This window comes from Alistipes sp. cv1 (assembly GCF_900240235.1).
GTDB classification, from domain to species: Bacteria; Bacteroidota; Bacteroidia; order Bacteroidales; family Rikenellaceae; genus Alistipes_A; species Alistipes_A hominis.
On the sequence record NZ_OEPW01000005.1, the window covers coordinates 42,939 to 55,063 of the forward strand.

8 protein-coding genes are annotated in these 12,125 nt (G+C 57.5%); 3 read left to right on the plus strand and 5 right to left on the minus strand.

The annotated features are described in order from the left end of the window. Nucleotides 1-85: 85 nt before the first annotated feature. Nucleotides 86-1,057: a sugar phosphate isomerase/epimerase family protein gene (locus C1A08_RS08790; protein ID WP_055204971.1), complete on the plus strand. Its 972-nt coding sequence runs from the start codon at nt 86-88 to the stop codon at nt 1,055-1,057. 36 nt (nt 1,058-1,093) lie between these two features. Next, the gene (locus C1A08_RS08795) at nt 1,094-3,793 is read left to right on the plus strand and encodes an alpha-L-rhamnosidase (RefSeq protein ID WP_101572790.1); all 2,700 of its coding nucleotides are present in this window, start codon (nt 1,094-1,096) and stop codon (nt 3,791-3,793) included. A 144-nt stretch (nt 3,794-3,937) separates the two neighbouring features. Here C1A08_RS08795 and C1A08_RS08800 read toward each other — a convergent pair whose 3' ends face one another. The 4 genes from C1A08_RS08800 to C1A08_RS08815 form a co-directional block, all read right to left on the minus strand. After that, complete coding sequence (locus C1A08_RS08800) at nt 3,938-4,282, minus strand: MGMT family protein (protein ID WP_228385786.1); 345 nt, start codon at nt 4,280-4,282, stop codon at nt 3,938-3,940. A gap of 367 nt (nt 4,283-4,649) precedes the next feature. Continuing rightward, entirely contained in the window at nt 4,650-6,020 is a 1,371-nt protein-coding gene (locus tag C1A08_RS08805; protein WP_101572791.1) for an FAD-dependent oxidoreductase, read from the minus strand. Further along, complete coding sequence (locus tag C1A08_RS08810) at nt 6,007-6,612, minus strand: DUF417 family protein (protein ID WP_055205151.1); 606 nt, start codon at nt 6,610-6,612, stop codon at nt 6,007-6,009. The genes C1A08_RS08805 and C1A08_RS08810 overlap by 14 nt, the downstream gene beginning before the upstream one ends. A 94-nt stretch (nt 6,613-6,706) precedes the next feature. Further along, on the minus strand, nt 6,707-7,534 hold the full coding sequence (locus C1A08_RS08815) for a helix-turn-helix domain-containing protein (protein ID WP_101572792.1): 828 nt from the start codon (nt 7,532-7,534) through the stop codon (nt 6,707-6,709). A 146-nt stretch (nt 7,535-7,680) separates the two neighbouring features. Between C1A08_RS08815 and C1A08_RS08820 the strand changes: the two genes are divergently transcribed. Beyond that, nucleotides 7,681-8,733, plus strand: a complete 1,053-nt coding sequence (locus C1A08_RS08820) for a hypothetical protein (protein ID WP_101573142.1) — start codon at nt 7,681-7,683, stop codon at nt 8,731-8,733. Here C1A08_RS08820 and C1A08_RS08825 read toward each other — a convergent pair. After that, nucleotides 8,730-11,870, minus strand: coding sequence for a hybrid sensor histidine kinase/response regulator (locus C1A08_RS08825; RefSeq protein WP_180951555.1), 3,141 nt, complete (start codon nt 11,868-11,870; stop codon nt 8,730-8,732). The two genes, C1A08_RS08820 and C1A08_RS08825, sit on opposite strands and share 4 nt — an antisense overlap. Between the last annotated feature and the right edge of the window lie 255 nt (nt 11,871-12,125).

Here is a 12,125-nt window from a genome sequence, read left to right on the forward strand (position 1 = left end):
ACAAGACCCGGAGCGACCTTTTTCCGGGTCGGATCTTACAACCGAAGTACATCGGATCCTATAAAAACTACTAAATTTAAAACCTATGAAAAACAAGTATTCGGTAATTTTAGGCAACCTGGGCAATACCTGCGACCGTTTCTGCAAAAGTTACAAAGACAATCCTTCGACCCTCGAAATGCTGTCGCAGGCGGTTAAGATCCCGCATGTGGAAGGAATCGAGCTGGTCGGCACATGGGACATCGGCCCGGACAACGTCAAAGAGATGAAAAAACGCTTCGCCGATTACGGCGTACAGTGCGTATCGATCATCCCGGACGTTTTCGGCGACAAGGCATACGGGAAAGGCACGCTGACCAGTTCCGATCCGGCCGTCCGGCAAAAAACGCAGGACTACCTGCGCCAGATGAGCGAAGTGGCCCTCGAAATGAACTGCGGCATCCTGAACATGTGGATGGCGCAGGACGGCTACGATTACCTGCTGACCACCGACTACGACCAGAAACGGGAGTGGCTGAAAGAAGGAACCGCCCGGCTGGCCAAAGAGTTCCCGACGCTGAAGTTCGCGCTGGAATACAAGCCCAAAGAGCCGCGCAATTTTTCGTTTCACGCCCGCATGAGCGACACGATCCTGGCGGCCAAAGAGACCGAATGTCCGAACGTCGGCGTCACGATCGACACCGGACACGGATTCGTAGCCGGCGAAAACGTAGCCGAAGCGGTCGTACTGGCCAAACGGGCCGGCGACCTGCTGTTCCACATGCATTTCAACGACAACCACGGCGCATGGGACGACGATATGATCGTGGGCAGCGTCCACAGCACCGTTTACGTAGACCTGATCTACTGGCTGAAAAAAACCGGCTACGCCGGGTGGCTGTCGATGGACCAGTACCCGTACCGCGAAAACGCCGTCGACGCGATCGCCGAGAGCATCGAATGGGTAAGGCGTTTCGAAGCGATCGTCGACGATCATTTCGACGAAATAGACCGGCTGGTAAAGCTGAACGACGCGGTAGCGACCTCTCGGTTCATGCGCAAAGCGCTGTTCGGCTAAACGGTAAAATATCCGAAACGATTGAAGAATAACCGAATGAAGAAACAATTGCTTTACGGCATCGGCCTGCTGCTGGCCGGATGCCTCGGAATGATGCAGGCGGCAGGCAGGCAAGCTCCGGCCGCCGACCTGCGGATCGAAGGCCTGCGCTGCGAATACGCGACCGACCCGATCGGACTGGACGTCCGGTCGCCGCAGTTCAGCTGGCGCACCGAATCGCAACGGCGGGGCGTATTACAATCCGCTTACCAGATCGTCGTCGCCCGGTCGCAAGAAGAACTGGCACAGGACAACGGCGTTTGGAACAGCGGCCGAATCGAATCGTCCCGATCGGCGGGCATCCGCTACGAAGGCCCCGCACTCTCGAGCAAGGAACGCTACTACTGGAAAGTACGCGTCTGGACAACCGACGGAGGACAAAGCGACTGGTCGGCGGCGGGATCGTTCGAAATGGGACTGCTCGACGAAAAGGATTGGGTATCGGACTGGATCGCGTACGTACCCGGAAAACCCGGCCGGATCATCTATTTCAAAGGAACGTTCTGCCAGCAGAAAGAGGTCGAAAAAGCCCGGCTGTATATCTCCGGGTTGGGTTACTACGAAATGTACATCAACAACCGCAAGGTCGGCGACCATGTGCTGGACCCGGCCCAGAGCAGTTATGACAAGCGGGTCTACTACGCCTCCTACGACGTAAAAGACTACCTGTCGCAGGAGAACGTGCTGCTGGTAGCCGTCGCCCCGGGCTGGTACGGGATGCCGAAGCTGCGGATGCAGATGGAAATCGCCTACACGGACGGCAGCGCAACGACGCTGACGGCAAACCACCTGAGGGCCGTAACGACCGGCCCGACCGTCTATTCGACGGTCTTCGACGGCGAGTTGTACGACGCGCGCCTCGAAGCGCCCGACATCTACAAGCCCTTCGTGCCGGCCGGCCTGATGAACAAGGACTGGGGGCTGGCCCATATCGCCGACTCGCCCGGCGGGAAAATGGTGTCGCAAAAAATGGAACCCATCCGGGTAGTGGATACGCTGACCCCGAAGATCATCACAGAACCGAAGCCGGGAGTCTACGTTTTCGATACCGAACAAAACCTCGCCGGATGGGCTTCGTTGACCGTCGAAGGGGAGCGGGGCCGCGAAATCACGCTGAAATTCGCCGAAACGCTGTATGACGACGGACTCGTAAACCAGGAGAACCTGCGGAATGCGAAGGCGACCGACACCTACATCCTCAAGGGCGAAGGCGTCGAAACCTGGGAACCTAAATTCACCTACCACGGATTTCGTTACGTCCAGGTCGAAGGCCTGCCGCACGCTCCGAAAGTCGGGGACATCCGGGTAAAAATCGTGCGCAATGCAGTGGCTCCGGTCGGGAAATTCCATTGCAGCAACGAACTGCTGAACCGAATACACCGGATGGTCGTGGCCACCGAAGCGAGCAACCTGCACGGCGTGCCGACCGACTGTCCGCAGCGCGACGAACGGATGGGCTGGCTGAACGACCTGACCGTCCGCATCGAACAGGCGGTGTACAACTTCGACTTCTCGCGTTTCTACGCCAAATTCATCGACGACATCGCCGATACGCAACACGAAGACGGGACGATCACCTGCGTAGCCCCGTACCGCTTCGGAGCGCGGCCGGCCGACCCGGTATCGGCCAGCTACCTGCTGCTCGCGTGGAAATCGTACGAATATTACGGCAACCGGAACATCATCCGCGACCATTATGACGGCCTGAAAGGATGGGTCGATTACCTCGCATCGCGTACCCAAGACGGGATCGTCGATTATAGCTATTACGGCGACTGGTCGCCGCCGACCCAGTTCGCCGCAGCGCCCGGATCGGCCGTATCGCGGGACACTCCGGGCCAGTTGATGTCGACCGGTTACCTGTACTACTGCGCCTCGATGCTTTCGAAAATGGCGGAACTGACCGGCCGCGACAGCGACAAAGCCCGCTACGCGCAGCTCGCCGAACGGACGGCCGAAGCGTTCAACCGGACATACTGGAACGAACAGACCGGCGGATATGCGGCCAATAACCAAGCCGCCAATTCGTTCGCGCTGTTTCTGGGTATCGTCGACGAAACGCGTATCCCGCGGGTCGTGAAAAATCTGGCCGACGACGTCGAAAAACACGACTACCACCTCACGACGGGAAACCTGTGCACGAAATACCTGATGGAGATGCTAACGCGCTACGGCCACGCCGAAACCGCCTACCGAATCGCGACCCAGACGACCTATCCCAGTTGGGGATACATGCTCCAGAACGGCGCGACGACGCTGTGGGAGCGATGGGAATACGCCACCGGCGACGAGATGAACTCGCACAACCACCCGATGATGGGTTCGATCGACTCGTGGTTCTACAAATACCTGCTGGGAATCGTGCCCGACGCCGAACATCCCGGTTTCGACCGGTTCACCATTCACCCCTATGTAGTCGACGACTTGGAATTCGCCGAAGGAGAGTTCAACTCGGTAAAAGGGACGATCCGCAGCGGTTGGAGCAAAAAGAACGGGGTGTTGTCGCTGAACGTAACGATTCCGGCCAATTCGGTCGCTACGGTGTACGTGCCCTCTTCGCGCGTAGGAAGCATCACCGAGAGCGGTAAAAACGCGGCGAAAGCGCCATCGGTACGGTTCCTCGGAGAACAGGACGGCTGCGGCGTCTTCGAAGTGGGATCGGGGGACTATCGTTTCCGGTCAACGCTGAAAAAATAGGCCGGGCCGGAGATCGCGCCGGAAAACGGCGAACGGCCGGACCGAAAGATTCCGGATTCCCGTATACCTTGAAGGTAAAACGGGGATCCGGACTTTTTACGCACCGGGCGACCGGCAAAGCAGATTGCACCTGTTACCGGACATTTAAGGCATTTCGATCTCTTTACAGGGGTCCCAGAAAACCTTCCTCCAACCGACGATCCGGTCGCCGGCGACCTGCACGCCCTCCGATTCGAGCAGTTCCCGCATCCGGGACGGGCTGCCGAAAGCATGACTGCCCGAAAGCCGTCCCTGGCTGTCGACGACCCGGTGGGCCGGAATGCGGGCTTCGCCGCAGCTTCCCAGGATACGCCCGACCAGCCGCGCCCAGCCGGGACGGCCCAAAGCGCGCGCAACGGCCCCGTAGGAAGTGGCCCGTCCCCGGGGAACCGCAGCGACGATCTGACAGACCGCCTGCCTCAACTCGCTGAAATCGGATTGCTGCATCATTTTTCCGTATCGTTCAATCGACGGCGATTCGCCGCCTCAAAATTCCGGCGAACCGCTTCGAACCGACATTCCCCGAAAACCGCCGGGCGGCGGATACGCACACCGCTCGATGACTTTCCAAAATCAGATCAATCGTCATAAAAATACACATCCGAACGGTAATATACAAACATTTTTCCGATAGAATGCTCCGATATACCCCGATTCGCACATCCCGCAGCGAACGGCATACGCGAACGAAGGTCGGGACGGAAGACCGGTCCGTACGAAAAGGGAAGCGATCGCCTGCGGACGGCCGCCTCACATCGGAAAACGTTGCGGTTATCGGACTCAGAACCGGCAGGCAAGCCGAAACGTCCGGCGGATTTCAGACGAACAGGTCGTTCAGCGCTTCGCTGACGCTCGGGTGCGTGAAAACGAAATCGCGAAGAAAAGCGGCAGTGCGTCCGGATTTCATCGCCACGGCGACCGTATTGATGACCTCGCTCGATTCGGGACAAAACAGCGTACATCCCAGAATCCGGTTCGTGCGGGCGTCGATCACCGCTTTCAACAGGCCGTCCGTCTCGCCGATGGTCCGCATCCGGGGAATCGAAGCGACGGCTATCCGGTTGACCCGGACATCCAGGTTGTTCCGCCGGGCCGTCTCTTCGGTAATGCCGATGTGCGACAACGGCGGGTCGATGAATACGGAGTAGGCCACCGGATCGCGGTCGCCGGTTTTCCGCACCGCCGCGCCGAACAGATCGTCCCGGATAATCCGGTAATCGTCCAGCGAAATGTAAGTGAACTGGAGTCCCCCCTTCACATCGCCGATCGCGCGGATATTCGGATTGGACGTCCTCAGCCGATCGTCCACGATGACGGCCCCGCGCGAATCGACCTTTACGCCGGCAGCTTCGAGATTCAGTACTTCGGTCGCCGGCCGGCGGCCCGCAGCGATCAGTACAGCGTCCGCTTCCAGTTCCCCGACCCGGCCCTCCCCGGCCTGCCGCCAGGATACCTTCGCCGCCCCGCCGGAATCGCGCACGGACAATACGTCGGCGCCCGTTCGGAAAACGATCCCCTTTTTCTCAAGAGTCTCCCGGACGCTGTCGGCGACATCCCGGTCTTCCCTCGGCATCAGCACAGGCCCCCCTTCGAACACCGTCACTTCCGAGCCGAAAGAGGCGTACATGGAGGCGAATTCGAGCCCGATGTACCCGCCGCCCACGATCGCCAGCCGGCGCGGTAACTCCTTCAGCTCCATGATCGACGCGCTCGTATGGACGAAACGGCTCGCAGACAGCCCGTCGATCGGCGGCAGGACGGTCTCGGCCCCGGTATCGATAAAGATGTATTTCGCTTTCAGCACCTGCCTGCCTTCCGCGCCCTCCACCGAAACCTCGTCCGGGGAGACGAACGAGCCGACGCCGGTATAGACCGCGATCCCCGGACGGTCGGCCAGGTTGTGGTAATTCCGGTCGCGCAACGACGAAACGACCTCTTCCTTGACCGCGACGGCCCGGCGGTAAAACTCTTTTTTCCGGTCGAACGGAAGTTCGAGGCGCATGGCCGCCGCTTTCGCCTGGTGTATCAGCGTTTTGGTCGGAATGCATCCGGTATTGATACAAGTTCCGCCGTACATCTTCTCGGAACGTTCGACTACGGCCACCGTCCATTCGCGTTTGGCCAGTTCGACGGCTAAGGTCTTTCCGCCTTTGCCGAAACCGATAATAATCGCATCATAAGTCTTCATCGCCGTTGTTTTTTTGTTCGTTCAATAGCCTTCTGGCCGATTCGGAGAGCAGGATCACCGCCCCGGCCAAAATCGCGATATCTTTGACGACCAGCCTCCCCGCCCCGCTCAGCAGCGGAAATCCGTGCTCCGCCCCGAGGTCGGGAACCCACGCTTCGGGAGTCGTCGCAAGGAACGACAGGGTGCCGACAGTCATCAGGATTGCAAGGATTGCACCAACAAGGCCCGCTTTCGGAAAAAACATGCCGAGAAACGCCAGCACCCCGATCCCCATAATCAGGACGCCCAGTCCGCGCGAGAACCCGTACGTATTGTTCGCCGTATGCCAGTCGCGTTTAGCCGGGTCGAATTCGCCCTCGCGGAGCTTGTAATCCCTGTATTCGGGCGCGGATTTCGTATAGAAGAAGCTCATGAAAGGGCTGTTGGCGACGAAAGGGACGATCCCTTCGGCCTCGTAATTCCAAAATTTCAGGCCGCCGATCCAGACGAAGATCACGAAGATAGCGACACGCATCAGGCCGATGCCCAGTTTCCGGCAGCCGGCAGTCAATCTCAGCGAACCGACGTAAAGTTTTTTGAGTTCCGTCATCATCATTTCTCTTTTGAGGTTTAACGATGATGCAAAGATCCGCCGTTTACGCCGGCCGGTAAATGGCGATTCTGCCGGATGTGTTGGCAATTATTCCCTATTTCCCGCGCCGGTACTCCGAAATACTCTTCCCGGTCGCCCCTTTGAAGAACCGGCTGAAAGAGGCCGCGTCTTCGAATCCGAGGATACCGGCGACCTCCTTGGCGCTTTTCGAAGTATAAAGCAGCAGGCGCCGGGCTTCGGCCTGCGTCCGGTCGCGGATGACCTGCAACGGCGACGGCAGGCCGTAAACGGCGAAAAGATTCGACAGCGTTTTCGGGGAGCGGTGCAGCAGAAGGGCATACTCCTGCACCTGCTTCTTTTCACGGAAGTACCGGTCGACCAGCACATAGTACCGGCGGACGATGTCGAACTGCCGTTCGCTGCCCGCCCCGGCTGCGAACCGTTCCCGCGCCATGCGCGTACAAGTAATGATAAAACGTTTCAACAGAATGCGCAGCATCTCTTCGCGCAGGTTGTCGGCGACCGCGTATTCGGCAACCATCCGGTCGGTGATCTCATGCAGCGCTTCCGACTGTCCGGCGGTCAGCTTCAGCCGCATAACGTCCGACGATCCGTTGAACAGCAGGCCGTTGCACGACACTTCGTCGTCGTGCCCGTAGATGCAGTAAAAATCGCTGTTGAACAGCAACGCCAGATACTCCGCGCCGGACTCCCCGAATTCGATCCGGTGCAACGGAGTGAGCGAAACGATCTCGCCGGCGGCGAGTTGCGTTTCCACATGGTCGATCACGAGAGTCAGCATCCCGCGCTGCACCCAGATGAATTTATACAGGCTCCGGTCCCGGCGCAGCACCGGATCGGCATGAAAGCTGCCGGTCATCGCGACGACTCCTTTCAGACGGGTGGTAACGCTGTAATCCATAGGGCTGCTGTTTTCCGGTAGTAAAGATAAGCATAATCCGCCGATAAAACCGCATTTTCCGGCGCCGCGAAACTCACTGTTACGCGGAAAATGTCCCGTTCGCGCGAAAATGACTACCTTTGCGTCCGTCACTGAAAAACACGGCTATGAACATTCGCCCCCCCGAAACCCGGCTGTTTGCAGATCCGACGAAAAGAAAAAGATACCTTTTCGCCCTGACAACGATCCTGCTGATGGTAGCGGTCGCCGAACTGTCCGGCGAAAAAGAGATCATTTTCCCGGAAATGGCAGCCCTCACGATCGGCATGTGGATAGTCGACAAGCAGGTATGGCGGGTCAGCCGCGCGCGGATGGTGGCGCTGATGACCGCAGGCGCCGTAGCCGGAGTCTGCATCGTGCGCTACTCGCCGCTGCCGCTGATAGCCGACATCGCGGTTTCGTTCGCCTTTACGGCCGTATGCCTGATGCTGTTCCGCGCTTCGCTGCCCCCGCTGATCTCGGCGGGCATGCTGCCGATCCTGCTTGGCACCGACAGTTGGATCTATCCGGCGGCCGTACTGACGATGACCCTGACCGTAGCGGCCGGGCAACGCCTGATGGAACGGGGCCGCCTGCGGACGGCAGCCGATTTTACGCCGGCTGCAACGGAGTGGAAAAAAGAGACGCTCCGTTGGCTGTTCCTGCTCGGCACGATTCTGGTCGTCGCGGCCGTTCCGGTCTATACGTCGAACCTCTATTTCATCCTGCCGCCGCTGATAGTCACCTACGTCGAATTCGCCGAGTCGAAAGCGGGCTTCCGGAACCGGCCGGTTCAGATCTTCCTGTTACTGACGGCCGCCGCTTTCCTGGGCACGCTGTTCCAGTGGGCCGGGCACGTCCGTATGCAATGGCCCGAATGGGCGGTAGCGCTCGCGGTCTTCACCAGCCTGTTCCTGCTGTTCGAACGCATCGGCAAATTTTTCGCCCCGGCCGGAGCGGTCGCGCTGATCCCGATGATCGTGCCGCAGGAAGACCTACCGCTACTGCCCTTCGAGATCGCCGCCGGCGCAGCCCTGTTTATCGCCGCGGCAATGCTGCTGTTCCAGCAATGTTACCGGTGGCAGCGGGCTCAGTTGATCGTTTGCCTGGTACCGGCTCCGCTGCGGAAACACCTGAACCGGGACGGACGCCGGATGCGGAAAGCGGTACGGAAATTTTAGATCAGCGTCATCCGGGACTGCAACATGTCCAGTATCTGCCCTTTCAACTGTTTCGCATTGATCGGCTTGGGCATGTAACCGTCGAAGCCGTTCTGCATCACTTTCTGCTCGTCCGACGCGAAAGCGAAGGCGGTGACAGCGAGCACGGGCACGTCGGAAGATATTTTACGGATCTCGCGCGTGGCTTCGTAACCGTCCATTACCGGCATATTGAGATCCATCAGCACCAGGTGCGGCCGGTATTGTTCGAACAATTCGACGGCCTCTTTTCCGTTCCACGCATGTACCAGCCGGTAATCGTGCCGGAGAATGGTTTCGAACAGTCTGTAATTACTGTCGTCGTCCTCGGCGATCAGGACGGTCAGTTTGTCTTTTTCGACCGCCACGAGCGGACGCTCTTCCGGCTCGTCCTCCGGCCGGAGCGTGGCCGGCGTATAAGGGATCGTGAACCAGAACGTCGAACCTTTGCCCTCTTCGGACTCCACGCCGATCCGTCCGCCCATGTGCCGGACGATCGTATGGCAGATCGAAAGGCCGAGACCGGTGCCCTGTTCGAAGTGGTTCAGTTTGACGAACCGTCCGAAAACGCTGTCTTTCTTATCCTGCGGAATTCCGCAGCCGGTATCGGTCACGTAACAATAGATCTCCTGGCCGCGCAGTTCGTAGCCGAACCGGATACTTCCCTGCTTGGTAAATTTGATCGCATTGGATATCAGATTGATCAACAATTGGGAAAGCCGGTTTCTTTCGGAGCGAATAGGACATTCGGCCAAAGGCCGTTCGAACGCCAGTTCCACCCGATCCGTCTTCAGGCGCATCCGCATCACGCGTTCCTTCTCCTGCATCAGTTCGTTCAGATCGAAATCCGAATAGACGAATTCGAGCGTTCCGGCTTCGATCTTCGACAGATCGAGAATGTCGCCGATCAACTGCAACAACAATGCGTTGTTGTTCTCGATAATGCCGACGTACTCCTGCTTCTCCTGCTCCGAATCGGACAATGCCAGAATCCCCGAGAAACCGACGATCGCATTCAGCGGCGCCCGGATTTCGTGGCTCATATTGGCGAGGAAAGCCGACTTGAGCCGGTTGGACTCTTCCGCCCGGTCTTTGGCCGACATCATCTCTTGCTCCATCTTCTTCCGCTCGGTAATCACCTGCGACGAACCGACCAGCACCAGCGGTTTGCCCGATCCATCCCATGTCTCGACGGCCGCCTGCGCCTCCACCCACTCCTGCCGCCTACCCCGGCCTTCGCCGACGATCACCCGGTACTCCTCCTTCACTTTCGCTACCCGGCCTTCCGCCAAATCCCGGTAAGCGCGGCGCACCCTTTCCCGGTCTTCCCGGCGGATTTTGGCGAAATACTGCGTATCCGGCACGGAAAGCTGCTCTTCCCGGACATCGCCGTCCAGTCCGCCCAGTTCGATCGGCCGGTTCACATCGCACAGAATGGTGCGTTCCCGCAGGTTCCACTTCCACGGAACGATGCTGGCTATCTCCAGGGCCATCGACAACTTCTTGTTCGTAGTGGAAAGTTTCTGCTGCACGTCGTGAAGCTGGGTGCTGTCCAGGCAAAATACGTCTATAATTCCCGGCATATGCGAACAGCACAGCACCACCTCGTAGAACGTGTCGATCGACTTAAAATAGTAAGTAAAAGTAATGCTCCGCCGTTCGGCGATCGCGATCCGGATAAAATGCAGGAATTCGGGCATCGACTCGGGAAAAATTTCGCTTCCCTTCTTGCCGATAATTCGCTCCTTGGGATAGAACGACCGTTCGAAAGACCGGTTCACGTCGCAGAACACGGTATCGACCGGATCGCCGGATTCGTCCAGCACTACACGCTCCTGCATGTATATGATCGGCATGTTGTCGAACAAGTTCGTATAGTTTTCACCGATCTGGATCTCCCGCAGTTGCGCCTTACTGAGTTTTTGTAACATGCGGTTGCGCTTCGACTGAAAAAGAAGCAGGGCGACGACGAAAAGAACGACCGTCCCGAAAAGGACGTACTTGTACTGCTCGAAAAAAGAGGGAGGCCGGTTGTAAACCACCGCCCCTTTCGGCGTATCGGCCAGAGAAAACCCGTTGCCGACCAGCGATTCGTAATTGAACGTAGGAATGCCCCGCGGAAAATAAAACGGAATATCCCGCGGCTGACGACCGGCCAGCACCCCGGAAATGGTTTCGATCAACTTTTTATTGAACGCTTCTTGACTGTAAACGAAACCGCCGACGATACCGTTGGAATCCCTGATCCCCGACGGATGCAATGAAAAAAACGGCAGAGCGAACGTGGTGATTCCCCGGTAAGCGTCCGTCATCAGCACGGTATTGCCCACGAAGTTTTTTTTATACCACCAGGACGAATAGAGTACGCCCGTGGTTTTCCTGTCGATCGTTTTCAAAGAATCGAACAACTGCCCGGTCGTCATGTCCGCCGCGGAAAAATAACGGTAGCTTAGTTCCGGATAATCCGTCCGCATCAGTTCGGAGAGTTCCTGTTCGTCCTGCCGGTTGATATACAAGTCGTCGCCCAGGAATACCAGCTCTTTCATTCCCGGAATCATCCGGCGCATCAGATCGACGCTCTGCCGCAGAAAAACGGGCGTTTGTAAGACCGTCAGGTTGTACTCCGAAACCAATTCGGACAACGGGGTTCTCAGATCGGGCGGAATCGGATTTCGCTTCAGATACAGACTGTCCGTTCCCACATACTCCTTGTCCGCGCAAAAAAGGATCGGAATGTCGCCCCAGTGTTTTTTTACATCTTCCAGCAATATCTTCGCCGGGTTCCCGATCAACAGCAGCATCCGGGGCGGGTGTTCCCGGTAATTCGCGAACAGCCTCCGCTTGAACTCGGTCGCCAGCGTATCGTTGTCGATCAACAACATGTTCATGTATTCGGAATACACGTTCAGGTTCTCGATCCCGGCGGCCATGTTGATGACAGGAATAATGATGTCGTTGCTCCATGCGGAGGCCTCGGCATAAACGCTGACGACCAGCATATAATCGGTTCCCCGACCCTGCTGTTTTCCGAATCCGGGAAAAACCGCGAGCAGGCAAAAAACAAAAAGCAATCCGCCCTTTATCGGGCGAAACAAACGGACATCAGGCCTATCTATCATAATAAACTATATACAAACCATTTAACATTCAACTTCATTGTTCGCGCACAATATGGCATACAAATATAATATATACCTTTTATTCCTGCAAAACGCACGATACGAGTTTTTTATAATCCACCGGAAGCGTGCCGCCCGGGTGTTCGGGCGCAATAAAGTCGGAATATGTTTTAAACGGGTTTTCTCCATACAAAATTTCCGTAAAAGCCCTATCGCTTCGGTTTCGCGGAACGAATGAAATTCCATATCTTTGCG